The following is a 22,767-nucleotide window of genomic DNA, read 5'->3' on the forward strand; positions in this document are numbered from 1 at the left end:
CGGGGGTGGGAAAAAACGCGGCGACACCGCAGAATGTTAGCGTGCTCACCTTCTTATTTTCCCTGGAGGGAAAATGTCCCGCGTATCACAGGCCAGGAGCCTGGGTAAATATTTCCTGCTCGTCGATAACATGCTGGTCGTGCTCGGCTTTTTTGTCGTTTTTCCATTGATATCGATCCGCTTTGTCGATCAGATGGGTTGGGCGGCATTAATGGTTGGCATTGCCCTGGGGTTACGCCAGTTTGTCCAGCAGGGTCTGGGCGTCTTTGGCGGGGCCATTGCCGACCGCTTTGGCGCTAAACCGATGATCGTGACCGGTATGCTGCTGCGCGCGGCAGGCTTTGCAACGATGGCGGTCGCCCAGGAGCCCTGGCTGCTCTGGTTCTCCTGTTTCCTCTCCGGTATCGGAGGCACGCTGTTCGATCCGCCACGCACCGCGCTGGTGGTGAAGCTTATTCGCCCTCAGCACCGCGGCCGTTTCTTCTCGATCCTGATGATGCAGGACAGTGCCGGGGCGGTTATCGGCGCCCTGCTGGGAAGCTGGCTGCTGCAGTATGACTTCCGACTGGTCTGCGCGGCGGGGGCGGTGCTCTTTATTCTGTGCGCGCTGTTTAATGGCCTGTTCCTGCCCGCCTGGAAACTCTCGACGGTCAAAGCGCCGGTCCGGGAAGGGCTTGGCCGCGTGCTGCGCGACAAACGTTTTGTCACCTATGTGCTGACCCTGACGGGATACTACATGCTGGCTGTGCAGGTCATGCTGATGCTGCCGATCATGGTTAACGACATTGCGGGCACGCCTGCTGCCGTTAAATGGATGTACGCCATTGAAGCCGCACTTTCCCTGACGCTGCTCTATCCGATTGCCCGCTGGAGCGAGCGGCGTTTTCGTCTGGAGCATCGCCTGATGGCCGGGCTGTTCCTGATGACGCTGAGCATGATGCCGATCGGCCTGGTGAACTCTCTCCAGCAGCTGTTTACCCTGATTTGCACGTTCTACATAGGGTCGATCATCGCCGAGCCTGCCCGTGAAACGCTGAGCGCCTCCCTTGCGGATGCGCGTGCGCGCGGCAGCTATATGGGCTTCAGCCGGCTTGGGCTGGCGCTTGGCGGCGCATTAGGTTACGCCGGTGGCGGCTGGTTGTTTGATGCCGGCAAAGCGTTAAACCAGCCCGAACTCCCGTGGATGATGCTCGGCGCGGTGGGCTTTATGACGCTCCTTGCCCTGTGGTGGCAGTTCAGCCAGAAACGCAGCGCGAGCGGGATGCTCGAGCCTGGCGCTTAGCCTTTCCCTCGGGCGGGAGCCGCTCCCGCCCCACTTCTCAGTTTTTTCTGCTGGTTTCTGCCAATTCACACTGACATACTGACGTAACAGGACAGAAGCGCCGATTTTTCGTTGAGGAACACTATGAAGAAAATTGTCTTTGCCGCTGCACTAGTTGTCAGCGGTCTGCTGGTTGGCTGTAACCAGCTCACGCAATATACCGTCAGTGAACAGGAAATTAATCAGGCGCTGGAAAAACATAACAATTTTTCTAAAGACATTGGCGTGCCGGGGCTGGCGGACGCGCATATCGTGCTCACGAATCTGACCAGCCAGATCGGACGTGAAGAGCCAAACAAAGTCACCCTGGCCGGTGATGCGGCTCTCGATATGTCATCCCTTTTTGGCAATCAGAAAGCCAACATCAAGCTCAAGCTGAAGGCACTCCCCGTGTTCAACAAAGAGAAAGGGGCGATTTTCCTCCAGGAGATGGAAGTCGTCGATGCGCAGGTTTCGCCGGACAAGATGGCACCGGTACTGCAAACCCTGATGCCCTATCTCAACCAGTCGCTGCGTAATTATTTCAACCAGCAGCCTGCGTACGTCTTAAGCGAAGACAAAAGCAAGGGTGAAGCTCTGGCGAAAAAATATGCAAAAGGCATAGAGGTGAAACCGGGAGAAATTATCATTCCTTTCACCGATTAATTTGAAGGGCGCTGCGGCGCCCTTTTTTTTACGGAAAAGTGTGCAAACGAAAACGTTTCCGCTTATGATTTGTGTCCGGCAAAAACAGCCATCCTTATGACTGATTCCTGACAAGCCGGAGCTTCCATGACTGCACAACCCCAGGTTCTTAAAATCCGCCGCCCTGACGACTGGCATATCCATCTGCGTGATGGCGATATGCTGAAAACCGTCGTGCCTTATACCAGCGAAATTTATGGCCGCGCGATTGTCATGCCTAACCTGGTTCCACCAGTCACCACCGTCGATGCCGCGATGGCCTATCGCCAGCGCATCCTGGATGCCGTGCCTGCGGGACACGATTTTACCCCGCTGATGACCTGCTATCTGACCGACTCGCTGGACCCGAACGAAGTGGAGCGTGGGTTTAACGAAGGCGTATTTACGGCGGCGAAACTCTACCCGGCGAATGCCACCACCAACTCCAGCCACGGCGTCACCAGCATTGATGCCATCATGCCGGTTCTGGAACGCATGCAGAAACTGGGCATGCCGCTGCTGGTCCATGGTGAAGTCACGCACGCCGAGATTGACATCTTCGACCGTGAAGCCCGCTTTATCGAGACCGTGATGGAGCCTCTGCGCCAGCGCCTGCCTGCGCTTAAAGTGGTCTTTGAGCATATCACCACCAAAGACGCGGCAGAGTATGTGCGTGACGGCAACGATCTTATCGCCGCCACCATTACGCCACAGCACTTGATGTTTAACCGTAACCACATGCTGGTGGGCGGGGTGCGCCCTCACCTGTACTGCCTGCCGATTCTCAAGCGCAACATCCACCAGCAGGCGCTGCGCGAGCTGGTTGCCAGCGGCTTCTCCCGCGCGTTCCTCGGCACCGATTCCGCGCCTCACGCCCGCCACCGTAAAGAGGCGAGCTGCGGCTGCGCAGGCTGCTTCAACGCCCCAACGGCGCTTGCCAGCTACGCGACCGTATTTGAAGAGATGAACGCGCTGGAACATTTCGAAGCGTTCTGCTCCCTTAACGGCCCGCGCTTCTACGGCCTGCCGGTCAATGACACCTTCATCGAACTGGAGCGTAAAGCGAGCCACGTTGAGGAATCCATTGCGCTGACGGATGACACGCTGATCCCCTTCCTGGCGGGCGAAACCGTTAACTGGACGGTAAAACGTTAAAAAATCAATGCCCCTTGTTGTCAAACCGATAATATACCTGTATAAATAAACAGTATATTACACAGGGGGCATTTATGCGTATTGAAGTCACCATAGCCAAAACAACCGTTCTGCCTGCCGGCGCGCTTGATGCACTGGCAGGCGAATTATCCCGCCGTATTAACACTACATTTCCCGACAACGCCGGTGCCGTAACGGTGCGTTACGCCGCGGCGAACAACCTCTCCGTCATTGGTGCTGCAAAAGAAGATAAAGATCGCATCAGCGAAATCCTGCAGGAAACGTGGGAAAGCGCAGACGACTGGTTTATCACAGATTAACACTGCTCCCTCATTGTGTTTTTTGCCGGGTCGCCCCGGCTTTTTTTTGTCTAAAAATACGGTAAGTTCAAATTAATTCGGCATCTTCTTTAAGAATCGTGAACAAGATGGTGTTTTATTGTTCGAACAATCCTAAAAAGCAGAAAAATGTGTTGCCACCTGTTTATTTTTCCCTTCGGAACCCTTATTACTTGGTATACTGAAGATGCTTTCAGAAAAACATGCATTGAACCTCAAAGCCGTTGTCTTCTAACACGCATTAAGGGGGTTATAATGGAAAAGAATAGTGAAGTGATCCAGACCCATCCACTCGTTGGCTGGGATATCAGTACCGTAGATAGCTACGATGCGCTGATGCTGCGTTTGCACTACCAGACCCCGAATCAACTCAACCGTGAAGAAGCGGAAGTTGGACAGACGCTGTGGCTTACAACAGACGTCGCCCGTCAGTTTATTTCTATTTTAGAGGCAGGTATTGCAAAAATAGAATCTGGCGACTATCAGGAAAATGAGTATAAACGGCACTAAGCTTATGCCCACTTTTCTCTCTACAGGCACCCTCGCGGTGCCTTATTTATTTCTCCCTTGTCTAACCCCGCGTTGTTAATTACTCTGCTAACAAAACGTCAGTTTACGAGATGCATATGAGATACGACTTAATCATTATTGGTAGCGGCTCCGTGGGATCCGCCGCCGGTTATTACGCAACGCAGGCAGGGCTGAAGGTCCTGATGATCGATGCCCATCTACCTCCCCATGCGGAGGGTAGCCATCATGGCGATACCCGCCTCATGCGCCATGCGTATGGAGAAGGCGAGCGCTATGTACCGCTGGTGCTTCGCGCCCAGACGCTGTGGGACGAGCTGGCGAAACAGACCGAAGAGCGTATTTTCGAGCGTACCGGCGTCATCAACCTTGGCCCTGCCCATTCTGATTTTCTCGCCAGCGTCGAGCGCAGCGCAAAAGCCTTTAATCTGGATGTTGAGAAGCTGGACGCGACGGGCATTACCGCGCGCTGGCCTGAAATTACCGTCCCGGACGATTACATCGGCCTCTTTGAAGCCCACTCCGGCGTGCTGCATTGTGAAACGGCGATCAAAACCTGGATCGATCTTGCCGCTAAAGCCGGCTGTGCGCAGCTGTTTAACTGTCCGGTAGAGGCCATCACCCATGACGAAAATGGCGTCACGGTAACGACTATCGACGGCGACTATTCAGCGTCCCGCCTGCTCGTCAGCGCAGGAACCTGGGTCACTCGCCTGCTGCCGGAACTGCCGATCCAGCCGGTGCGCAAGGTCTTCTCCTGGTTCCAGTCGGATGGACGCTACAGCACGCAGAATAAATTCCCGGCCTTCACCGGCGAACTGCCGAATGGCGATCAGTTCTACGGCTTCCCTTCCGAGAAAGACGCGCTGAAAATCGGTAAACACAACGGCGGCCAGGCTATCACCTCCCCTGAAGAGCGTAAGCCTTTCGGCGCCTTCCCACTGGATGGTTCGGAAGCCTTCTCGTTCCTGCGTACTATTCTCCCGGGCGTCGGTGGCTTGCTGTATGGCGCGGCCTGTACCTACGACAACACGCCGGATGAAGACTTCATCATTGATACGCTGCCCGGGCATGACAACACCCTGCTCATCACCGGGCTGAGCGGCCACGGCTTTAAGTTCGCTTCCGTGCTGGGGGAAATCGCCGCGCAGTTTGCCCAGGGTATCGCGCCGCAGTTTGATCTGACGCCCTTCTCACTCTCGCGTTTTAACGGATAATCCGCACGGGCTCCGGATGTCCCGGGGCCCGTGTCATTCACACTGCATTACGGGGCGTTATGCGCAGGATCGTTAGCTTTCTGATGAATAATATTCGCGAGCACTTTATGCTCTATATCTTATTGTGGGCGCTGCTGGCCATTATTGATTTTGTTTACATTGTATTTTATTGAAAGCCCTGACTGACAATAATTGACATTTATTTAGCTTTGTTGAAAATCTGAATTTCATCTTGCACGAAGACATTGAATTACCTTTATCAATCCTGTTCAAAAACGCTGAAATAAATAAAATAAAAATCAATAGACAATTATTTCAGTTGCAATATCACAACTTCCCGTTCATTTTTACCCTTCGGTTAATTTGAAAATGGACATTCTAATGCAATTGCGTAACTCCTCCCGGCGCTACGGAATAATATCCATAGTTTTGCACTGGATATTTGCTATTGCCGTCTACGGTATGTTTGGACTTGGGCTCTGGATGGTCACGCTCAGCTATTACGATGGCTGGTATCACCAGGCACCGGAGTTACATAAAAGCATTGGCGTCCTCCTGATGCTGGGGCTGGTTTTTCGCGTAATCTGGCGGCATGTTTCCCCGCCGCCCGCCGCGCCGAAGACCCATGGCAAAATGACCCGCCTGAGTGCAGTTGCCGCGCATATCGCGCTCTATGCGCTGCTTTTCGCCATTTTGATCAGCGGCTACCTTATCTCGACGGCGGACGGTAAGCCGATTAGCGTCTTTGGCCTTTTTGACGTCCCGGCAACGCTCAGCGATGCGGGCGCTCAGGCTGACACCGCAGGGGTCGTTCACCTCTGGCTCGCATGGAGCGTCGTGATCCTGTCTGTACTGCACGGGCTTGCCGCCCTCAAACACCATTTTATTGATAAAGACGATACGCTAAAGCGCATGCTTGGCCGCTCGTCAGTTGACTCTGGAGCATAAAATGAAAAAACACCTGCTGGGTATCGCCCTGGGTTCTCTGTTATTCACCGCCGGTTCCGCCGTGGCGGCCGATTATAAAATTGATAAAGAGGGCCAGCACGCTTTCGTCAATTTCCGTATTCAGCACCTGGGATACAGCTGGCTGTACGGTACCTTTAAGGATTTTGACGGCACATTCACCTATGACGAGAAAAATCCTGCCGCCGACAAGGTCAATGTGACCATTAATACCAACAGCGTGGATACCAATCATGCTGAACGTGATAAACATCTGCGCAGTGGGGAATTCCTCAATGTCGGGAAATACCCACAGGCTACTTTCACCTCCACGGAAGTGAAAAAAGACGGTGATAAGCTGAATATTACCGGCAACCTGACGCTTAACGGCGTAACAAAACCGGTCACGCTTGATGCTAAATTACTGGGCCAGGGTGACGACCCGTGGGGCGGTAAACGCGCAGGATTTGAAGCGGCGGGTAAAATTCACCTGAAAGATTTTAATATCACAACGGATTTAGGCCCGGCGTCTCAGGACGTTGAGCTGATTATTTCCGTTGAGGGTGTACAGCAGAAATCATAATAGATTCGCCCGGCAGGCTTTTGCCGTGCCGGGCGTTATTATCATTCCGGGTCGGGGATACCCAGCTTGGTATTCAGACGGCCGCGTGATTTATTGAAAATCTTGTTGCCGTTTTCACGTCCTGCGCGACGGCGTCGCTGCTCTTCTTCCGGCAGGATGCTCTCTTCGCTGCACAGCTCGCTACAGCAGCCGTTAAACTTCTCGGCACAGGCCGGGCACTGAATAAACAGCAGATGGCACCCGTCGTTTTTGCAGTTGGTATGGGTATCGCACGGCGCGCCGCACTGGTGGCACTGGGCAATAACGTCTTCCGAGATACGCTCACCCATACGCTCGTCAAAGACAAAGTTTTTCCCGATAAAGCGTACCGGTAAACCCTGCTCGCGGGCGCGGCGGGCGTACTCGATAATGCCGCCTTCAATATGCCAGACCTTATTAAAGCCGTTGTGCTTCATCCACGCGCTGGCTTTTTCACAGCGGATACCGCCGGTGCAGTACATAACGATCTTTTTATCTTTATGTTCCTGCATCATTTCAACCGCTTTGGGCAACTGCTCGCGGAAGGTGTCGGCCGGGATTTCCATCGCGTTCTCGAAATGCCCCACTTCGTACTCATAGTGGTTACGCATATCAATGAACACGGCATCCGGATCGTCCAGCATCGCATTCACTTCCGCAGCCTTCAGATATTCACCGACATCCGCCGCGTTAAACTCAGGATCGTCGATACCGTCCGCCACGATGCGCTCACGCACCTTCATGCGCAGCACCCAGAAGGATTTCCCGTCGTCGTCCAGGGCAATGTTCAGGCGCAAACCGTCGAGGGCCGGATCGAACTGATAAAGCACGTCGCGGAAGGCGCTGACTTTGCTTTCCGGTACGCTAATTTGCGCGTTAATGCCTTCACGGGCAAGGTAGACGCGGCCGAAGACGTTCAGCGCCGTGAACGCCTGATAAAGCGCATCGCGGGTCGCCTGCGGATCGTTGATGGTGAAGTATTTGTAGAAAGAGATGGTTGTGCGCGGTTCGGTTTCAGCCAACATGCGCGCCTTTAACATCTCATTCGACACGCGGTTGTGTAACACTGGCATGGTGTACAGTCCTGGAATCGTTAGAGAGAATGAAAAAACGGTCGGCATCATATAGCAAATAAAACCAATTTACATCCACACATTTTACGCTACATTTCACACACCCTGATTAATCAGGCTTAACAATTGCTGTATTCGTGCACGCTTCGAAAGCAGATATTTTGGCTACGTCTCAAAAAATGAGACACTAGCAAAACAGGACGTTTGAAAACAGGAATGACATGACCCAGTTACCAAAATTTACTGCCGCCCTTTTGCATCCCCGTTATTGGTTGACCTGGCTTGGCATCGGCTTTTTATGGCTTCTGGTACAGCTTCCCTACCCTGTTATTTTTCGGTTGGGTAAATTTCTGGGCCGTTTCGCGCAGCTGTTCATGAAGCGTCGCGCCAGAATCGCGTACCGCAATCTTGAGCTGTGTTTTCCGCAGATGAGCGAGTCAGAGCGTCACGATATGGTCTCGAAGAATTTCGAATCCGTCGGGATGGGGCTCATGGAAACCGGAATGGCGTGGTTCTGGCCGGACAAACGCATGGCCCGCTGGAGCGAGGTGACGGGGACCGGCATGGAGCCGGTGCATACGCTTCAGGCCAATCAGACGGGCGTTCTGCTGATCGGCGTCCATTTCCTGACGCTGGAAATCGGGGCGCGCATGTTCGGCATGCAGGCACCCGGCATTGGCGTTTATCGTCCTAACGATAACCCGGTCATCGATTTAATCCAGACTAACGGCCGCATGCGCTCCAATAAAAGCATGATCGACCGTAAAGATCTGAAGGGGATGATCCGCGCGCTGAAATCCGGTGAAGTGGTCTGGTATGCCCCCGACCACGACTATGGCCCACAGGCCAGCGTATTTGTCCCCTTCTTCGCCGTTGAAGAGGCCGCCACGACGACCGGAACCTGGATGCTGGCGCGCATGTCCAAAGCCGCCATCGTGCCTTTTGTTCCCCGCCGTAAGCCGGATGGTTCAGGCTACGAGCTGATGATGCTGGAGCCGGAACTCGCGCCGCCGCTTGACGATGCAGAAACCACCGCACGCTGGATGAACAGCGTTGTGGAGAAGTGCATCATGCTGGCGCCTGAGCAGTATATGTGGCTGCACCGCCGTTTTAAAACGCGGCCACAAGGCACGCCGTCCCGCTATTAATCCTCATGCGGTCCTCAGGGCCGCATGCCGTTTTAGCTTTAAAAGCTCCTCCTCATTGCGGCAATCATAACCCAGGCGCATAATTAGCAGGCTTATTACTTTATGCCTCAGGTGCTCTGCACCTCATTATGCGGATAGTTATGTCACCCTCAGATGCCCCCATAAACTGGAAGCGTAACCTCACGGTTGCGTGGCTTGGCTGTTTTCTTACCGGCGCGGCGTTTAGCCTGGTCATGCCCTTCCTGCCGCTCTACGTCGAACAGCTGGGCGTGACGGGCCACAGCGCGCTCAATATGTGGTCTGGCCTGGTATTCAGCATCACGTTTCTCTTTTCCGCGATAGCCTCGCCCTTCTGGGGCGGCCTTGCCGACCGCAAGGGACGTAAAATCATGCTGCTGCGCTCGGCGCTGGGGATGGCCATTATCATGGCGCTGATGGGCGTGGCGCAGAACGTCTGGCAGTTTCTGATCCTGCGCGCGCTGTTGGGCCTGCTGGGAGGATTTATTCCCAACGCGAACGCCCTGATAGCCACGCAAATTCCCCGCCATAAGAGCGGCTGGGCGCTAGGAACACTCTCCACCGGTGGCGTGAGCGGTGCTCTGCTGGGACCGCTGGCTGGCGGGTTACTGGCGGATAACTACGGCCTGCGTCCGGTCTTTTTCATCACCTCCAGCGTGTTGTTCCTGTGCTTTATCGTCACCCTGCTCTGTATTCGTGAAAACTTCACGCCTGTCGCCAAAAAAGAGATGCTCCACGCCAGGGAGGTGCTGACCTCGCTTAAAAATCCCAGACTGGTGCTGAGCCTGTTCGTGACGACAATGATTATCCAGGTGGCGACCGGGTCGATTGCCCCTATTCTGACGCTGTACGTTCGCGACCTGGCGGGTAACGTCAGCAGTATTGCGTTCATCAGCGGGCTGATTGCCTCCGTACCCGGCGTGGCGGCGCTGCTGAGCGCCCCGAGGCTGGGAAAACTGGGGGACCGGGTGGGTCCGGAAAAAATCCTGATCTGCGCGCTGGTGATTTCCGTCCTGCTGCTCATCCCGATGTCGATGGTGCAAACGCCATGGCAGCTGGGCTTACTTCGCTTTTTGCTGGGTGCCGCCGACGGCGCGCTGCTGCCCGCCGTACAGACCCTGCTGGTCTACAACTCCACGAACCAGATTGCCGGGCGTATTTTCAGCTATAACCAGTCATTCCGGGATATCGGCAACGTCACCGGACCGCTGCTCGGGGCCGGGATCTCCGCCAGCTTCGGTTTTCGCGCCGTCTTTATCGTGACGGCGGGCGTCGTGTTGTTCAATGCCATTTATTCATGGTTCAGTTTATCCCGTGCGCTACGGCCCGTGACGGAATAAGACGAACGCCTGACGGCTTATTTTCGCATTCATACTTGCAGAATCTTATATTCAGCTATTCTTTCCCTGAAACCTTCTGGAAAACAGGGAGACACCAATGACCATGTACGCCACGCTGGAAGAAGCTATTGATGCCGCTCGTGAAGAGTTCCTCGCCGACAACCCCGGCGTTGAAGAAGAAGATGCTGACGTGCAACAGCTTAATATCCAAAAATACGTTCTGCAGGATGGGGATATTATGTGGCAGGCCGAATTCTTTGCCGATGAAGGTGAAGAAGGGGAATGTTTGCCGATATTAAGCGGTGAAGGTGCGCAGGCCGTCTTTGATGGCGACTATGACGAAATCGAACTTCGGCAGGAATGGCTGGAGGAGAACACCCTGCACGAGTGGGATGAGGGCGAGTTTCAGCTCGAGCCACCTCTGGATACGGAAGAAGGTCAAACCGCTGCCGATGAGTGGGACGAGCGTTAATTTACGCTATTCGTAAGGGCCGTGACTGGCATCGATCGGCAGCAACAGCGTGTCGAAAATCAGCGAGAACGGCAGATCGAGCACGGTCAGATAGCGCCATGCGGAATCACGGAGATCCCATTTCACGCCCGGGTAATACTGATTACCGTGGCCCTGCCCTGGAATGGTGCGACTGATGATACTGCCGCAGCCGCTGAGCAGGCATGCCATTATGATGACGATGATTATTCTCATCTCTAGCCTCTAAAAAAATACCGGCCTCACAGCCGGTATTTTATCTGGCGGGTGGCGCTTCGCCTACCCGCCCTGCTTAACAACTTACTTCGCCTTCAGTGCAAGCGGATTCAGCTTCATGTCCTTATAGTAGTTCACCCACGAAGAGTATTTCTCCGGAGCGGACCACACGCGGTAGTGAAGACGCGCCATTGTCACCGGGTCGCTCAACAGCACCAGTCGACGGTCGCGGTTGAGTTTTTCCGGGGTCTCGTTAAGCGCCTGCTCAACGTGACGATCGCGAGCAATCTCCAGCACCTGGCTGGCACGGTGACGCGCCGTCGCCATTGCCGTTGCCAGGGCGTTGAATGACGGGTTAAACACGGCGTGCATGAAGCCGTCATCCAGCGAGCGACTGCGGTTCTGTTCCAGATAACGATCGGTATCCACCAGCACCTGCGGCGGGGAATACTCTTCCGGGATCAGGAACAGTTTCCAGCGTTTGGTTCGCAGCCCCACCGTTGAACGGCTGGAAATCACGGACACAAACGGCGACAGGATCAGCGAGAAGACAATCGGCGCCAGCCAGAACAGGAAGCGCAGATCCAGCCAGGCCATACCGGCCGCCCACACCAGACCCAGCAGCAGCTGAGAACCGTGGCGCATAAAGGCTTCACTCCACGGCGTGGAGTCGTCATCACGCTGCGGCGAGTTCCAGACCACTTCCCAGCCCAGGAACGCACTGACCACAAACACGGTGTGGAACAGCATACGTACCGGCGCCAGCAGCACGGAGAACAGCACTTCCAGCAGCAGAGAAAGGGTCACGCGGAAGAAACCGCCGTACTCTTTCGAGCCTTTGCACCAGATCAGAATGATACTGAGCAGCTTAGGCAGGAACAGCAGCACCATGGTGGAGGCAAACAGGGCAATCGCCAGCTCCGGACGCCACTGCGGCCACACCGGGAACAGCTGGCGCGGTTGCAGGAAGTATTGCGGCTCCGTCAGGGCATGGACGACCTGTAGCGCAGTGGAGAGCGCGAGGAACATAAACCACAGCGGTGCGGAGAGATAAGACATCACGCCCGTCAGGAACACCGCACGGTGAACCGGGTGCATCCCTTTTACAAGGAACAGGCGGAAGTTCATCAGGTTACCATGACACCAGCGGCGGTCACGCTTGAGCTCGTCCAGCAGGTTCGGCGGCAGCTCTTCGTACGATCCCGGCAGGTCGTAGGCAATCCAGACGCCCCAGCCAGCACGACGCATCAGCGCCGCTTCTACGAAGTCATGCGACAGAATAGAACCGGCAAACGAACCCTCACCCGGCAGCGGCGCCAGCGCACAGTGCTCAATGAACGGCTTCACGCGGATAATGGCGTTGTGACCCCAGTAGTGCGACTCACCCAGCTGCCAGAAGTGCAGACCCGCCGTAAACAGCGGCCCGTAAACACGGGTGGCGAACTGCTGGCAGCGCGCGTAAAGGGTGTCCATGCCGGACGCTTTTGGCGAGGACTGAATGATACCTGCGTTAGGGTTGGCTTCCATCAGACGCACCAGACCGCTCAGGCAGTCTCCGCTCATGACGGAGTCAGCATCCAGCACCACCATGTAGCTGTACTGGTTACCCCAGCGACGGCAGAAGTCATCGATGTTACCGCTTTTACGCTTCACACGACGGCGGCGGCGACGGTAGAAGATCTGGCCTTCACCCTGCACTTCTGCAATCAGCTCCATCCACGCTTTTTGTTCTGCAACGCAGATATCCGGGTTGTAGCTGTCGCTCAGGATGTAAACGTCAAAATGCTCCGCGTTGCCGGTCGCCTTTACGGACTCCCAGGTCGCACGCAGGCCCGCGAATACGCGGTCAACGTCTTCGTTACAGATAGGCATAATCAGCGCAGTACGGTGCTCGGGATTGAGGGGTTCATCCCCGACCGTTGACGCCGAAATGCTGTATTTGTCACGCCCCATCAGCAGCTGCAGGAAGCCCATCAGCGCGGTCCAGAAACCGGCAGAGACCCAGCAGAAGAGGACCGCGAACAGCAGGAGAATGCCGCTCTGCAGAATATACGGCAGCAGCTGCATGAAGGAGACCCAGAGATCCTGGCCCATCATGTCCGTCGGGTTGATAAACGCCCAGCCCTGGTAAGGCAGAATGGTTTTCATATACCAGGTCGCGACGACGGTCTGCGCCAGCGTCAGAAGCAGCAGGATATAGCGACGGATTGTCCCCACGGTACGCCATTTCTGTTCGGACGCCTGCTCTTCTTTCGTCAGGCGCGACAGATAGCGCGGCGTCACATCACGCCCGCGCAGGCGATCCCAGAAACGGCCCACCGGGTTGGTGCGCCATGGGTCGGGGAACATAGAGGAACGCGTGGCCTTCGGCATCGCCTGAAGCTGATCGCGTCCTTCATCGTCTTTAATCAACTGCCCTTCCGCCAGCGAGTCCGGCCAGGCCTGCTCCAGACGCGCCTTGACTGACCCGAGCGGCGTATCATCATCACGAGAAAACGTATGATGTTCACCATCCAGCGCGGTGTGAACCGCGCGGATGTCGCTCTTAGGCAGTGCCGCTTTTTCGATATCCGTCAGCGGCATGGCATCAATATATTCAGATGTATTATTCATTGGCAGGTAGCTGATAGCTCCAGGTTTCACTCAGCGGCTGATCGTTACTGACCAGCGCAGCACGCATTTCAGTGGTCTGTTTCGGATCTTTCACTTTCACGCGCAGGGTCAGACGCCAGCCTTTGGTTACCGGGTTGTAACGCACGGTATTCTCAACGATTTCACCGTTATCACCGATGCTGGCCTGAGCGGCAACGGCGGTGTCCGGTGACAGTTTCTTCATATCCTGGCCCGTGAAGTCCACGACGAACGCCACGGTACCGTCAGGCTGACGGATAAGATTTGACTGCTTCACATCACCCGTTGAGCGGCGAGTCTGCATTACATACGCGTTATCCGGCGCGTGCAGCTTATCTTCGTCGCGGCTGAAGGTAATGGTGTACTTGAAGTTCATCTCTTTACCGGCTTCTGGCAGCTGATCCGGTGTCCAGTAAGCGACGATGTTATCGTTGGTTTCGTCGTTGGTTGGAATTTCTACCAGCTCGACCTTACCTTTACCCCAGTCACCGTTTGGCGTGACCCAGGCGCTTGGACGCTGGTCATAGCGATCGTCCAAATCTTCAAAGCGGGAGAACTGACGACCACGCTGCAGCAGGCCGAAACCTTGCGGATTTTCCATTGCGAAGCTGCTAACCGCCAGATGTTTCGGGTTATTCAGCGGACGCCAGATCCACTCACCGTTACCGGCATGAATAGACAGACCGTTGGAGTCATGCAGTTCCGGGCGGAAGTTGGTTGCCGGAGACGGCTGGTTCGGCCCAAACAGGAACATGCTGGTCAATGGTGCAACGCCCAGTTTGCCCACTTTATCACGCAGGTAAACCTTGGACTGCACGTCAACTACCGTGTCACGACCCGGCATAATCACAAAGCGATAGGCACCGGTTGCACGCGGGGAATCCAGCAGCGCATAAATGGTCAGACGTTTATCCGTTGGTTTTGGACGTTCAATCCAGAACTCACGGAAACGCGGGAACTCTTCACCTGATGGCAGCGCGGTATCAATAGCCAGACCACGCGCAGAAAGCCCGTATACCTGCCCCGCGCCAATGACGCGGAAATAGCTGGCACCCAGCATGCTGACGATTTCGTCGTTTTTATCTTTGCTGTTGATCGGGTAAAGCACCTTAAAGCCTGCGAAGCCCAGGTCTTTCACCGTATCTTTGTCGTGTTGCACATTGCCAAAATTGAAGTAATCCGGGCTGTACTTAATCTTACGAACCGCAGTCGCCGTCACTTCATTGATGGCAACAGGCGTGTCGAAGTACATACCCTGATGATAAAATTCAAGCTTGAACGGGGTTTTAATATTGCTCCAGTACGCTTTATCGTGATTGAACTGGATCTGCTGATAGTCCGCATACTTCATGTCGCGGAAAACGGAGGGCAAGTTACTTTTCGGCGCTTCGTAGCTCTTGCCTGCCATCGATTTTGCCTGTTTTGCGACATCGTCGATGTTAAAGGCCAGTGCCGATGAGGTATACAGTGACAACACCACTGCAGCACCCAACCAACGCATTTTCATCATCTGTGGTTTATGTTTCATAATAAGTAAGCACTTCCCCCTTTGTGTGCTTATATCGATCCGATCCATTTTAATGGAAACTCAGGCAATCCGACAACATTATCACTGCTTTGTTCAGCTGCTGGCTCATGGATTAAGCAAATGAAAGAACCCGCTATTCACTTTGCGTGCTTATCCTGGAGACAGGGTGTCGGTCTTGGTGTAGGGTTGGCTTCGAATGTAACCATTATGAGTCTTAGGGATAAGGCGAAAAGTCTGAGAATGCACAACGTTATATGAGCACAACACCAATACAACGGGAATATTTCCTCGACTCGATCCGGGCATGGCTGATGCTATTGGGGATCCCCTTTCACATTTCACTGATTTACTCCAGCCACACCTGGCACGTGAATAGCCAGATGCCCTCCTGGTGGCTGACGCTGTTTAATGACTTTATTCACGCCTTCCGTATGCAGGTGTTTTTCGTCATATCCGGCTATTTCTCTTACATGCTGTTTCTGCGATACCCGCTCAAGCGCTGGTGGAAAGTGCGCGTAGAGCGCGTGGGGATCCCCATGCTGACTGCAATTCCGCTGCTGACGCTGCCTCAGTTCATTATGTTGCAGTACGTGAAGGGCAAGGCGGAGAACTGGCCGAATCTGACGCTGTATGAAAAGTACAATACGCTGGTCTGGGAGCTGGTATCTCACCTGTGGTTCCTGCTGGTCCTGGTGGTGCTCACGACGGTGAGTCTGTTGATTTTCAGCCGCCTGCGCCGCCATCTGAGTACGAAAGCCGACACCTTTTTCGCCAACGTTACGATGGGCAAACTGTCTGTGCTTTTCTTGCTGTTGGGGATTGCCTATGCCGTCGTGCGACGGACCCTGCTTATCGTTTACCCGCCGATTTTGAGCGACGGGTTATTTAATTTTGTGGTGATGCAGTCGCTGTTCTACATTCCGTTCTTTTTAATCGGGGCGCTGGCCTTTATTCATCCGAAGCTTAAATCGCTGTTTGTCACCCCGTCACCGTGGTGCGCGCTGGGAGCCACCCTCGCGTTCGCGGCCTATCTGCTGAATCAGCGTTACGGCAGTGGCGACGCCTGGATGTATGAAACGGAAAGCGTGATCACTATGCTGCTGGGCCTGTGGATGGTGAACGTGGTATTCGCGCTGGGCCACCGTTTGCTGAACTTTAAGTCCAGCCGCGTGACCTACTTCGTTAACGCTTCGCTGTTTATCTATCTGGTGCATCACCCGTTGACGCTTTTCTTCGGGGCTTACATCACACCGCACATCGCCTCCAACACGCTGGGCTTCTTTACCGGGCTGGTGTTTGTGGTGGGGGTGGCGATCGTGCTCTACGAGATTCATCTGCGGATCCCGCTCCTGCGTTTCCTCTTTTCAGGAAAACCACCGGCGAAAGCCTCATAAACCGCGCGGCGCACTCGATGCGCCGCGTTTGCTTCAGCTTTCCAGCTCTTGTCTGCGCTGAGTCAGAAGCCGCTGATAAAGATGCGTAGTGTCCTCGTCAAAACAGACAAAAATCACCTTCTCCGGCAGCGGTTTTAAAGACAGGTAGCGGTAAACGGTTTCGACGGCGATTGTTGCGGCGGCGGCCTTAGGATAACCATACACGCCGGTGCTGATGGCCGGGAACGCCATCGTTTTATAACCGTTGTCGGCGGCCAGCCGCAGACAGTTCCGGTAAGCCTCTTCCAGAATACTCGCTTCGTGCTGGTCCCCGCCATGCCAGACGGGCCCTACGGCATGAATAACCGCTCTGGCAGGCAGATTGCCCGCCAGCGTAATCACCGCGTGACCGGGAGGACATTCGCCCTGCTGTTGCCGCACGGTTTTACAGGCTTCCAGCAGCTGCGGTCCGGCAGCCCGGTGGATAGCCCCGTCCACGCCGCCTCCCCCCATCAGGGATGGATTGGCCGCATTGACGATAACGTCGACATGCATTGTCGTAATATCGCCATGAATAATGTCAATTTGCGGTTTCATAAAGCCCCTCTGCAACCCGCCATTTTCTTAAGTGTATCGCAGAGGAGACCGGGAGAAAAAACTATCAGAAAAAATCCTCTTCCACCGCAGGGCGGAAGAACGCGCACTAGCGATACTGGATTTCGACAACCGCGAGCGTTTTTTCAGGATTAAGGTATTTCATATTGAGCGTCGCCAGGCTTGAGTCGCTCACTTTACCGTTAAGCGCCTCTTCATAGCTGACCATACGCGTTTGCATACGGTTATTGTTTGGACATGACATTGCAAACTGTTGCTTCTGGGGAGTGACTTCGCAGGGGTCTGCGACAATGGCACCGCGGAAATGAATGACACCACCGTCAACAACCGTGGCCGAATAAGCCGGGATACTCAAAGCAGAAACGACCAGACCCAGACCTGCCGCGAGTCGAGCAAAATAGTTGTTCATTATAGGTACTCCTCAATGAAAATCGTCCATGAGGGGTAAACGCGCTTCATTTATTACGGCAAATGAAGTTTCACGTTACGGAACATAACGACCTGGTCCCTGATATCAGCATAGCTCAACGGCACAGACCCGCCACATTCGCAACATATTGATTTCATGAATGTTTAGAGCGAACGTTCCGCTGGCGACCACTGTTGTGATAAATGTAGCGATTTACCGTCTGAAACGGTGACAACGATTTTTACCGTGTCCCCCGCGCTAATATTTAAACTCAGGCGCATTAAATCAATCGTCTGATTAGCGGGTATAAAAAGTGTGTTTTGCTGTCGGGAAGAACTTTGCCCCCCCTGCCCTTCTCGCAGAGAAACAATCTGAACCTGACAATCACACGATTGCGCCAGAGTGACCTGCGGAATAATGGTGGTCATATTTTCCTGCTGTGACGTTTTGAAGGTTATCTGGCTGGAAAGCGCGGCGAGGAGAATTAAGGTATTCATGATGAACTCCCGAAAAAAAACAGGGCTGATGCCCTGTTTTTTTGTAGCACAGATTTCAGTATCAGTACTGATGAGCTGTCGCGTGGTTACCAAAACCGATCTGGGTAACGTTGACAGTAGAGTTAGAGGCAGTCTGATCTACGAGGGCACCGTTAAAGCCGCCGGACTGGCTAACATTCATGACGGATTTTTTACTGTTCCACTGATCAAGTGTCGCACTGTTACCAAATCCTTTCTGGGTCAGGTTGATTTTACTGTCATCAGAACCCTGACCAACGTCAGCACCGTTACCGCCACCTTTCTGGGTAATATTCAGCACGGAATTTCTGGCGTCTGTCTGCAGAGCAACCGCGGAGTTACCGCCACCGTCCTGATAAATATTCAGGGTAGAATTTGGGCCACTGTATCCACCGTGACCATGTCCATGACCCCAACCGCCCTGATTAATAGAACCCGCCATAGCACTACCAGAAACTACGATTGCTGCAAGTGCTGCCACTTTGATAAATTTCATGGTAAACCCCCATCGGATTGATTAAAGTCGTCGCGAAAGCGCTAATGTTGAATAACGTTAATAGCCATTTGCGACTGTTTCTGCACTACAACTGCGGTTTTCTGCGTACCGTACTGCGTAATATTTGCTCTATTACCCGACCCTTTCTGGATAATTTTCGCGCTATTACCGTATCCATCTTGCGTAATACCTGCATCATTCGCGTTACCGCTCTGATCGATCCAGGCTATATTGTAACTCCCTGATTGATCAACTCTCGCTCTGTTGCCCACCCCATCCTGTGAAACAATGGATAAGAGTCTTGAACCGTCCTGGCGAACCTCAGCGTTATTGAAAACGCCCCGTTGACCAATAATGGCTGCCTGATTTAGTGATGAAAGACTTAATTCGTTAACCGCAAAGTTATATTCAGAATTTGCCAAATCTGAATTCGCTGCGGCTACAAATCCAGGCGCACCCAGTAATGTAAACATCATAATTAACGATGCGTTTTTCATGTTGTCACCCTGGACCTGGCTATTTAATCACTCCATGTTTAAACGACTCGTATTGTGTTAACGCGTCGTTACGGTGAAGAGTATGTCCGCTGAAACATTTTAAATATCTCACCCGCGCGGCTTATTTTTATTTATCGGATCACCACAAAGTCGTAATTTACCTCAAAAATCACTGTAATCAGGCCAGCTTATATTTTTTATTAAAGGTGTATTGCGAAAGGGTTGTACAACGAGAGAAAGGCTGTCCACGCTTCCTCCCGGGTTGTTTAAACGTAACGGCAGGAGAACATTTTTCTCATCACGTGACACGGAGCCTCTTTTCTTAAGCCAGACCGTCACTCATTCGTGGGCTTAGAAATTACCAGAAACTCATACTTAATTATCGCCTCATGAAAATAACAAATAACATTAAAAATCAATTCATTAAAAATATTTGTATGATTTTTAAAATCTGTGCACCTCTATTTAGGTGTACAACTTTCTCATCAATTATTGCCATTCCAAACAACCTAATTTCACAAATTAATATTGATTTTTACATCCTGTTACATGTTTAACACTTGCTTTAAACTTCGTAAAAGCTAGATTGAAATTAGATGTACGAAATTGGTTTTATATTTACCTCCCTGTGGAGGTTATGGTCTGATTCTACACACAGCGGTGCAACATCTGTCAGTACTTCTGGTGTCCTCTTTTAAACAGGAGGACAGCTGCCAGGTGCCAAAAAAAAGTGGGGTTTCATCATGTATAATGAAGTCCATAGTTTACATGGTCATACATTACTGTTGATCACAAAACCTTCTTTGCAAGCGACAGCGTTATTACAGCATTTAAAGCAATCTTTATCACTGAACGGGAAATTGCATAATATTCAACGTTCATTTGATGATATTGCACCTGGCAGCATCATTCTTTTCGATATGATGGAAGCTGATAAAAAGCTTATCCATTACTGGCAGGATATTTTAAGCAGGAAAAACAATAATATCCGCGTGCTATTGTTGAATACGCCTGATGAATATCCTTTCAGAGATATTGAAAGCTGGCCGCATATCAATGGCGTGTTCTACGTCACAGAAGAAGAAGACCGGGTGGTAGAGGGGCTGCAGGGTATATTGCGCGGAGAGTGTTATTTTTCGCAAAAGCTTGCCAGCTATCTCATTACGCACTCCGGAAATTATCGCTATAACAGCACAGAGTCAGCACTGCTCACGCACCGTGAGAAAGAGATCCTGAATAAGTTACGCATTGGTGCTTCAAATATTGAAATCGCCCGTTCGTTATTTATCAGCGAAAATACGGTAAAGACGCACCTTTATAATCTTTTCAAGAAGATAGCTGTGAAAAACCGAACTCAGGCGGTTTCGTGGGCAAACGATAACCTCAGGCGTTAATCACATGAAGCGCACGTTGAGTTGGATCGCCGCAGCGGGTTTCCTGCTCGCTGCTGGGAATCTGAAGGCCGTCGAGGTCGAAGTTCCCGGATTGTTAACAGACCACACTGTCTCATCGGTCGGGCACAGTTTTTACCGTGCCTTCAGTGACAAATGGGACAGTACCTACACGGGTAATATAACAATCAACGAGCGGCCCAGTGCACGATGGGGAAGTTGGATAACAATAACGGCTAATCAGAACGTTATTTATCAAACGTTTTTATTCCCGACCAAAATAGACTTCGATAAAAACGTCGTCTTAGCACTGGGACAATCAGAAGACGCTATTAATCGCCTGCAAATAGATAAAGCCCTATTAAGCACCAGCGATTTAGCAAAAGACGAGTTCTAGCGAACCGATATGTGGAGGCTGTCATGCGTATTGCATATGCAGTTGTTTCAATAATGCTGATTACACCCATCAGCTGGGCCGGAAACATGACGTTTCAGTTCCGTAACCCTAACTTTGGCGGTAACCCTAACAACGGCGCGTTCCTGCTGAATGAAGCTCAGGCGCAAAACTCCTATAAGGACCCAAGCTTAAAGGATTTTAGCATTGATACCCCGTCCGCACTGGACAACTTCACTCAGGCCATCCAGTCGCAGATTTTAGGTGGGTTATTGACCAACATTAATACCGGTAAACCCGGGCGGATGGTGACCAACGACTTTATCGTTGATATCGCCAACACGGACGGACAGCTTCAGTTGAACGTAACCGATCGTAAAACCGGAAGACTCTCCACTATTCAGGTTTCCGGTCTACAAAGTAATTCAACTGACTTTTAAACAATAGCTAAATAAGGACAACGATCATGCAGCGCTTCCTGATATTTGTTGCAGTGTGCTTATTGAGCGGTTGTTTAACTGCTCCACCTAAAGAAGCTGCAAAACCTACATTAATGCCTCGGGCCCAGAGTTATCGTGATTTAACGCATTTACCTTCACCTACGGGGAAAATATTTGTCTCCGTATACAACATTCAGGATGAAACCGGGCAGTTCAAACCTTACCCGGCAAGTAACTTCTCCACGGCCGTGCCGCAAAGCGCCACCGCCATGCTGGTTACCGCGCTCAAGGATTCGCACTGGTTTATTCCGCTGGAACGTCAGGGTCTTCAGAACCTGTTGAATGAACGCAAAATCATTCGTGCCGCTCAGGAAAATGGCACCGTCGCGGACAATAACCGCATGCCTCTGCAATCTCTGGCGGCAGCGAACGTGATGATTGAAGGATCGATTATCGGCTACGAAAGTAACGTTAAATCGGGTGGTGCGGGAGCACGTTACTTCGGTATCGGTGCGGACACCCAGTACCAGCTCGACCAAATCGCCGTTAACCTGCGTGTGGTTAACGTCAGTACAGGCGAAGTGCTTTCTTCGGTGAACACCAGCAAAACCATTCTGTCTTATGAAGTTCAGGCTGGGGTATTCCGCTTCATCGATTACCAGCGTTTGCTGGAAGGTGAAATCGGCTACACCTCTAACGAGCCGGTCATGATGTGTCTGATGTCAGCCATTGAAACCGGCGTGATCTACTTAATTAACGACGGTATAGACCGCGGGCTGTGGGATCTGCAAAACAAAGCAGACGTGCAGAACCCGATACTGGTGAAATACCGCGATATGTCAGTCCCTCCGGAATCCTGACAGGAAGCGCATAAAAAAGGCGAGATGATCATCTCGCCTTTTTTTATTCGCTCATTGCCGTAATGTTTTGCGCTTTTTCCCGCCGCGATGCCAGCCACAGTCCGCTGTTTTTCATGGCATAGCCAAACAACAGCCCCAGCGCCAGCGAGGGGACCACCAGCTTCCAGTCCCCCTGCCCTGCAAAGGTCGCGCACGCCCCCATAAAGGTTCCCGGCACAAATGAAAGCAGCAGATGCTTAGCCTGGATGCACATTAAAAAGGCGACGATCCCCGTCATGACGTATCCCAGGATTTCCAGTTGCGGCGCCAGCGCGCTGCCTTTCATGATCACCAGCGCCCAGATGACACCGCTCATCAGCGTGCAGCCTGAGATAAAGAGCCCTTTAACTCCTCCCTGCGGACAGGCGAAATAGGCGGTACAGCCGAGGAACCCGGCCCAGCTGAGCAATCCAAGAGACACGGCTACCCATCCCCAGAGTCCGGAGAGAATACCTGTCGTAATTGCGATACAAAGTAATATGTTCATGGCGCGCATCTTAGCAGAAGCGCACCATAGAAATGCGAT

27 protein-coding genes are annotated in these 22,767 nt (G+C 52.7%); 17 read left to right on the forward strand and 10 right to left on the reverse strand.

Features of this window, described 5'->3' with window-relative positions:
- Positions 1 to 73 precede the first annotated feature (73 nt).
- The 9 genes from mdtH to NQ230_RS14855 all read left to right on the forward strand — a co-directional run bounded on the left by mdtH (position 74) and on the right by NQ230_RS14855 (position 6,750).
- Positions 74 to 1,282: a multidrug efflux MFS transporter MdtH gene (gene mdtH, locus NQ230_RS14815; RefSeq protein ID WP_063144660.1), complete on the forward strand. Its 1,209-nt coding sequence runs from the start codon at positions 74 to 76 to the stop codon at positions 1,280 to 1,282.
- Positions 1,283 to 1,405: 123 nt separating this feature from the next.
- Positions 1,406 to 1,966, forward strand: a complete 561-nt coding sequence (locus NQ230_RS14820) for a lipoprotein (protein ID WP_029740355.1) — start codon at positions 1,406 to 1,408, stop codon at positions 1,964 to 1,966.
- Between the two features lie 126 nt (positions 1,967 to 2,092).
- Positions 2,093 to 3,139: a dihydroorotase gene (pyrC, locus tag NQ230_RS14825; protein WP_033145198.1), complete on the forward strand. Its 1,047-nt coding sequence runs from the start codon at positions 2,093 to 2,095 to the stop codon at positions 3,137 to 3,139.
- Between the two features lie 74 nt (positions 3,140 to 3,213).
- A complete protein-coding gene (gene dinI, locus NQ230_RS14830) occupies positions 3,214 to 3,459 on the forward strand; it encodes a DNA damage-inducible protein I (RefSeq protein WP_257258072.1) in 246 nt (81 codons plus the stop codon).
- Positions 3,460 to 3,732: 273 nt separating this feature from the next.
- Complete coding sequence (bssS, locus tag NQ230_RS14835) at positions 3,733 to 3,987, forward strand: biofilm formation regulator BssS (protein WP_008500827.1); 255 nt, start codon at positions 3,733 to 3,735, stop codon at positions 3,985 to 3,987.
- Between the two features lie 116 nt (positions 3,988 to 4,103).
- On the forward strand, positions 4,104 to 5,222 hold the full coding sequence (gene solA, locus NQ230_RS14840; protein ID WP_257258073.1) for an N-methyl-L-tryptophan oxidase: 1,119 nt from the start codon (positions 4,104 to 4,106) through the stop codon (positions 5,220 to 5,222).
- Between the two features lie 59 nt (positions 5,223 to 5,281).
- The gene (locus NQ230_RS14845) at positions 5,282 to 5,395 is read left to right on the forward strand and encodes a YceO family protein (RefSeq protein WP_032638658.1); all 114 of its coding nucleotides are present in this window, start codon (positions 5,282 to 5,284) and stop codon (positions 5,393 to 5,395) included.
- A 208-nt stretch (positions 5,396 to 5,603) separates the two neighbouring features.
- Positions 5,604 to 6,170 (forward strand): cytochrome b, encoded by a 567-nt coding sequence (locus NQ230_RS14850; protein ID WP_257258074.1) that lies wholly within the window; start codon positions 5,604 to 5,606, stop codon positions 6,168 to 6,170.
- Position 6,171: 1 nt separating this feature from the next.
- Positions 6,172 to 6,750, forward strand: a complete 579-nt coding sequence (locus NQ230_RS14855; protein ID WP_257258075.1) for a YceI family protein — start codon at positions 6,172 to 6,174, stop codon at positions 6,748 to 6,750.
- A gap of 41 nt (positions 6,751 to 6,791) precedes the next feature.
- Here the strand turns inward: NQ230_RS14855 and trhO are convergent, their stop codons facing one another.
- Positions 6,792 to 7,841, reverse strand: coding sequence for an oxygen-dependent tRNA uridine(34) hydroxylase TrhO (gene trhO / locus NQ230_RS14860; RefSeq protein ID WP_023335250.1), 1,050 nt, complete (start codon positions 7,839 to 7,841; stop codon positions 6,792 to 6,794).
- 221 nt (positions 7,842 to 8,062) lie between these two features.
- Between trhO and NQ230_RS14865 the strand changes: the two genes are divergently transcribed.
- From NQ230_RS14865 to NQ230_RS14875, 3 genes are all read left to right on the forward strand, one after another.
- Positions 8,063 to 8,989: a Kdo(2)-lipid IV(A) acyltransferase gene (locus tag NQ230_RS14865; RefSeq protein ID WP_029740361.1), complete on the forward strand. Its 927-nt coding sequence runs from the start codon at positions 8,063 to 8,065 to the stop codon at positions 8,987 to 8,989.
- Between the two features lie 140 nt (positions 8,990 to 9,129).
- Positions 9,130 to 10,347, forward strand: a complete 1,218-nt coding sequence (mdtG, locus tag NQ230_RS14870) for a multidrug efflux MFS transporter MdtG (RefSeq protein WP_257258076.1) — start codon at positions 9,130 to 9,132, stop codon at positions 10,345 to 10,347.
- Positions 10,348 to 10,444: 97 nt separating this feature from the next.
- A complete protein-coding gene (locus NQ230_RS14875; protein ID WP_023311118.1) occupies positions 10,445 to 10,819 on the forward strand; it encodes a MysB family protein in 375 nt (124 codons plus the stop codon).
- Positions 10,820 to 10,825: 6 nt separating this feature from the next.
- Here NQ230_RS14875 and NQ230_RS14880 read toward each other — a convergent pair whose 3' ends face one another.
- The 3 genes from NQ230_RS14880 to mdoG form a co-directional block, all read right to left on the reverse strand.
- Positions 10,826 to 11,053: a YceK/YidQ family lipoprotein gene (locus NQ230_RS14880; RefSeq protein WP_193940014.1), complete on the reverse strand. Its 228-nt coding sequence runs from the start codon at positions 11,051 to 11,053 to the stop codon at positions 10,826 to 10,828.
- 84 nt (positions 11,054 to 11,137) lie between these two features.
- A complete protein-coding gene (gene mdoH, locus NQ230_RS14885; protein ID WP_038417546.1) occupies positions 11,138 to 13,666 on the reverse strand; it encodes a glucans biosynthesis glucosyltransferase MdoH in 2,529 nt (842 codons plus the stop codon).
- Complete coding sequence (gene mdoG, locus NQ230_RS14890) at positions 13,659 to 15,212, reverse strand: glucans biosynthesis protein MdoG (protein WP_021240787.1); 1,554 nt, start codon at positions 15,210 to 15,212, stop codon at positions 13,659 to 13,661. The genes mdoH and mdoG overlap by 8 nt, the downstream gene beginning before the upstream one ends.
- 254 nt (positions 15,213 to 15,466) lie before the next feature.
- On the opposite strand from mdoG, the gene mdoC reads away from it, so the two are divergent.
- Positions 15,467 to 16,606 carry a glucans biosynthesis protein MdoC gene (gene mdoC, locus NQ230_RS14895; RefSeq protein ID WP_257258077.1) on the forward strand — a complete coding sequence of 380 codons (1,140 nt, stop codon included), beginning with the start codon at positions 15,467 to 15,469 and terminating at the stop codon, positions 16,604 to 16,606.
- Positions 16,607 to 16,639: 33 nt separating this feature from the next.
- Here mdoC and ymdB read toward each other — a convergent pair whose 3' ends face one another.
- The 5 genes from ymdB to csgB all read right to left on the reverse strand — a co-directional run bounded on the left by ymdB (position 16,640) and on the right by csgB (position 19,117).
- Positions 16,640 to 17,182, reverse strand: coding sequence for an O-acetyl-ADP-ribose deacetylase (gene ymdB / locus NQ230_RS14900; protein WP_193940016.1), 543 nt, complete (start codon positions 17,180 to 17,182; stop codon positions 16,640 to 16,642).
- Positions 17,183 to 17,288: 106 nt separating this feature from the next.
- Positions 17,289 to 17,609 (reverse strand): YmdA family protein, encoded by a 321-nt coding sequence (locus tag NQ230_RS14905; RefSeq protein ID WP_121425867.1) that lies wholly within the window; start codon positions 17,607 to 17,609, stop codon positions 17,289 to 17,291.
- Between the two features lie 164 nt (positions 17,610 to 17,773).
- Entirely contained in the window at positions 17,774 to 18,106 is a 333-nt protein-coding gene (gene csgC / locus NQ230_RS14910) for a curli assembly chaperone CsgC (RefSeq protein ID WP_032658052.1), read from the reverse strand.
- 61 nt (positions 18,107 to 18,167) lie between these two features.
- Positions 18,168 to 18,620: a curli major subunit CsgA gene (csgA, locus tag NQ230_RS14915; protein ID WP_121425866.1), complete on the reverse strand. Its 453-nt coding sequence runs from the start codon at positions 18,618 to 18,620 to the stop codon at positions 18,168 to 18,170.
- A gap of 41 nt (positions 18,621 to 18,661) precedes the next feature.
- Positions 18,662 to 19,117 (reverse strand): curli minor subunit CsgB, encoded by a 456-nt coding sequence (gene csgB, locus NQ230_RS14920; RefSeq protein ID WP_193940017.1) that lies wholly within the window; start codon positions 19,115 to 19,117, stop codon positions 18,662 to 18,664.
- 743 nt (positions 19,118 to 19,860) lie between these two features.
- Between csgB and csgD the strand changes: the two genes are divergently transcribed.
- From csgD to csgG, 4 genes are read left to right on the forward strand one after another with little or no spacing between them, the layout of a single operon-like run.
- Positions 19,861 to 20,511, forward strand: a complete 651-nt coding sequence (gene csgD / locus NQ230_RS14925) for a biofilm master transcriptional regulator CsgD (RefSeq protein WP_090417387.1) — start codon at positions 19,861 to 19,863, stop codon at positions 20,509 to 20,511.
- A 4-nt stretch (positions 20,512 to 20,515) separates the two neighbouring features.
- Positions 20,516 to 20,905, forward strand: a complete 390-nt coding sequence (csgE, locus tag NQ230_RS14930; protein WP_257258078.1) for a curli production assembly/transport protein CsgE — start codon at positions 20,516 to 20,518, stop codon at positions 20,903 to 20,905.
- A gap of 23 nt (positions 20,906 to 20,928) precedes the next feature.
- Positions 20,929 to 21,342: a curli production assembly/transport protein CsgF gene (gene csgF, locus NQ230_RS14935; RefSeq protein ID WP_121425863.1), complete on the forward strand. Its 414-nt coding sequence runs from the start codon at positions 20,929 to 20,931 to the stop codon at positions 21,340 to 21,342.
- A gap of 26 nt (positions 21,343 to 21,368) precedes the next feature.
- Positions 21,369 to 22,202: a curli production assembly/transport protein CsgG gene (gene csgG, locus NQ230_RS14940; RefSeq protein WP_257258079.1), complete on the forward strand. Its 834-nt coding sequence runs from the start codon at positions 21,369 to 21,371 to the stop codon at positions 22,200 to 22,202.
- A gap of 43 nt (positions 22,203 to 22,245) precedes the next feature.
- Here the strand turns inward: csgG and NQ230_RS14945 are convergent, their stop codons facing one another.
- A complete protein-coding gene (locus tag NQ230_RS14945; RefSeq protein ID WP_257258080.1) occupies positions 22,246 to 22,728 on the reverse strand; it encodes a DUF1097 domain-containing protein in 483 nt (160 codons plus the stop codon).
- Positions 22,729 to 22,767: the final 39 nt, after the last annotated feature.

It is taken from the genome of Enterobacter asburiae (assembly GCF_024599655.1).
Lineage (GTDB): Bacteria > Pseudomonadota > Gammaproteobacteria > Enterobacterales > Enterobacteriaceae > Enterobacter > Enterobacter asburiae_D.

Bases quoted from the DNA above. Each gene is read 5' to 3' on its own strand.
- ymdB (WP_193940016.1), bottom strand. From the start codon at position 17,182: ATGAAACCGCAAATTGACATTATTCATGGCGATATTACGACAATGCAT.
- bssS (WP_008500827.1), top strand. From the start codon at position 3,733: ATGGAAAAGAATAGTGAAGTGATCCAGACCCATCCACTCGTTGGCTGG.
- mdoH (WP_038417546.1), bottom strand. From the start codon at position 13,666: ATGAATAATACATCTGAATATATTGATGCCATGCCGCTGACGGATATC.
- csgF (WP_121425863.1), top strand. From the start codon at position 20,929: ATGCGTATTGCATATGCAGTTGTTTCAATAATGCTGATTACACCCATC.
- mdtH (WP_063144660.1), top strand. From the start codon at position 74: ATGTCCCGCGTATCACAGGCCAGGAGCCTGGGTAAATATTTCCTGCTC.
- pyrC (WP_033145198.1), top strand. From the start codon at position 2,093: ATGACTGCACAACCCCAGGTTCTTAAAATCCGCCGCCCTGACGACTGG.
- NQ230_RS14850 (WP_257258074.1), top strand. From the start codon at position 5,604: ATGCAATTGCGTAACTCCTCCCGGCGCTACGGAATAATATCCATAGTT.
- trhO (WP_023335250.1), bottom strand. From the start codon at position 7,841: ATGCCAGTGTTACACAACCGCGTGTCGAATGAGATGTTAAAGGCGCGC.
- csgC (WP_032658052.1), bottom strand. From the start codon at position 18,106: ATGAATACCTTAATTCTCCTCGCCGCGCTTTCCAGCCAGATAACCTTC.
- mdoG (WP_021240787.1), bottom strand. From the start codon at position 15,212: ATGAAACATAAACCACAGATGATGAAAATGCGTTGGTTGGGTGCTGCA.
- NQ230_RS14880 (WP_193940014.1), bottom strand. From the start codon at position 11,053: ATGAGAATAATCATCGTCATCATAATGGCATGCCTGCTCAGCGGCTGC.
- NQ230_RS14845 (WP_032638658.1), top strand. From the start codon at position 5,282: ATGCGCAGGATCGTTAGCTTTCTGATGAATAATATTCGCGAGCACTTT.
- mdtG (WP_257258076.1), top strand. From the start codon at position 9,130: ATGTCACCCTCAGATGCCCCCATAAACTGGAAGCGTAACCTCACGGTT.
- csgB (WP_193940017.1), bottom strand. From the start codon at position 19,117: ATGAAAAACGCATCGTTAATTATGATGTTTACATTACTGGGTGCGCCT.
- NQ230_RS14820 (WP_029740355.1), top strand. From the start codon at position 1,406: ATGAAGAAAATTGTCTTTGCCGCTGCACTAGTTGTCAGCGGTCTGCTG.
- NQ230_RS14855 (WP_257258075.1), top strand. From the start codon at position 6,172: ATGAAAAAACACCTGCTGGGTATCGCCCTGGGTTCTCTGTTATTCACC.
- csgA (WP_121425866.1), bottom strand. From the start codon at position 18,620: ATGAAATTTATCAAAGTGGCAGCACTTGCAGCAATCGTAGTTTCTGGT.
- csgG (WP_257258079.1), top strand. From the start codon at position 21,369: ATGCAGCGCTTCCTGATATTTGTTGCAGTGTGCTTATTGAGCGGTTGT.
- csgD (WP_090417387.1), top strand. From the start codon at position 19,861: ATGTATAATGAAGTCCATAGTTTACATGGTCATACATTACTGTTGATC.
- dinI (WP_257258072.1), top strand. From the start codon at position 3,214: ATGCGTATTGAAGTCACCATAGCCAAAACAACCGTTCTGCCTGCCGGC.
- NQ230_RS14865 (WP_029740361.1), top strand. From the start codon at position 8,063: ATGACCCAGTTACCAAAATTTACTGCCGCCCTTTTGCATCCCCGTTAT.
- NQ230_RS14875 (WP_023311118.1), top strand. From the start codon at position 10,445: ATGACCATGTACGCCACGCTGGAAGAAGCTATTGATGCCGCTCGTGAA.
- NQ230_RS14945 (WP_257258080.1), bottom strand. From the start codon at position 22,728: ATGAACATATTACTTTGTATCGCAATTACGACAGGTATTCTCTCCGGA.
- solA (WP_257258073.1), top strand. From the start codon at position 4,104: ATGAGATACGACTTAATCATTATTGGTAGCGGCTCCGTGGGATCCGCC.
- mdoC (WP_257258077.1), top strand. From the start codon at position 15,467: ATGAGCACAACACCAATACAACGGGAATATTTCCTCGACTCGATCCGG.
- NQ230_RS14905 (WP_121425867.1), bottom strand. From the start codon at position 17,609: ATGAACAACTATTTTGCTCGACTCGCGGCAGGTCTGGGTCTGGTCGTT.
- csgE (WP_257258078.1), top strand. From the start codon at position 20,516: ATGAAGCGCACGTTGAGTTGGATCGCCGCAGCGGGTTTCCTGCTCGCT.